The organism is Roseateles sp. P5_B10 (assembly GCF_056400485.1).
Genome location: NZ_JBFULE010001290.1, coordinates 1 through 988, shown reverse-complemented (window position 1 = coordinate 988; position 988 = coordinate 1). Strand labels below are relative to the sequence as shown.

General features: G+C 64.6%; 2 pseudogenes. Both read left to right on the top strand.

From position 1 onward, the window contains the following. Positions 1-587: pseudogene (locus tag AC1DU6_RS32810) on the top strand (TonB-dependent receptor); the annotation flags it as partial. A 221-nt stretch (positions 588-808) separates the two neighbouring features. After that, a pseudogene (locus tag AC1DU6_RS32805) lies at positions 809-988 on the top strand (hypothetical protein); the annotation flags it as partial.

Here is a 988-nt window from a genome sequence, read left to right as displayed (position 1 = left end):
CGTGCACGACGCCTGCCGGCCCCAATCAGCCTTGTCCCGCCGCGCTGCCCACGGGCACTTTCACGGCGCCGTTCAACGGCAAGGGCGGGAAGCTGTCTGGTGTCGAGCTCTCGGCCTCGCTGCCGCTGAGCCTCGTCTCCGACACCTTCAAGGGCTTTGGCATCCAGGCCAGCGCCAGCTTCACCCACAGCAGCATCAAGATCCAGGATCCGGAGAGTGCGAGCAGCGTGGGTGGCGGCGACATCGCGCTGCCCGGCCTGTCCAAGCGGGTCTACAACCTGACGGCCTACTACGAGGCCAATGGGTTCGAGGCCCGCGTGAGCCAGCGCCGCCGCTCGGACTTCATTGGTGAAATCGGCAACTTCAACGGCTCACGTACCCTGCGCTACGTTGTTGGCGAGAAGATCACCGACCTCCAACTGGGCTACTCCTTCAACGAGGGCGCCTTCAAGGGTCTGGGGCTGCTGTTCCAGGTCAACAACCTGACCAACGAGGCTTACCAAACCTACGCCGGCACCAAGGATCGCCCGTTGGAGTACATCCGCTGGGGGCGCACCTTCCTGCTGGGGGCGAACTACAAGTTCTGATGCTTCGGTGTTGAATGAGGCCCGGCCGTGCGCCGGGCTTTTTCGTTTGGGGGCCCTCATCGGCCCGGTCGGGAGACGGGCGATGATTCAGGGGACACATGACGCACAAGCTGGAGAGAAGCTCGACCTCTGTCGCACGCATGGACGCATCTACCGTTTCAGCGGCGCCACCGCTTGCCACTTGCCCGCGATCACGCAGCACGTCCCTCATCTAGACCGCCATGCCCAACCGCCGCACCGTACTGACCGCCGCCACCTCACTCGCCCTGCCCGCCATGAGTGCCTCTGCCGCCGCTTCTGTCGAGATGCCCCATCTGCCCTGGACCCGCCAGGCCGTCATCTATCAGATCAACGTTCGCCAGTTCTCGCCCGAGGGCACGTTCAAGGCCGTGCAGTCGGAC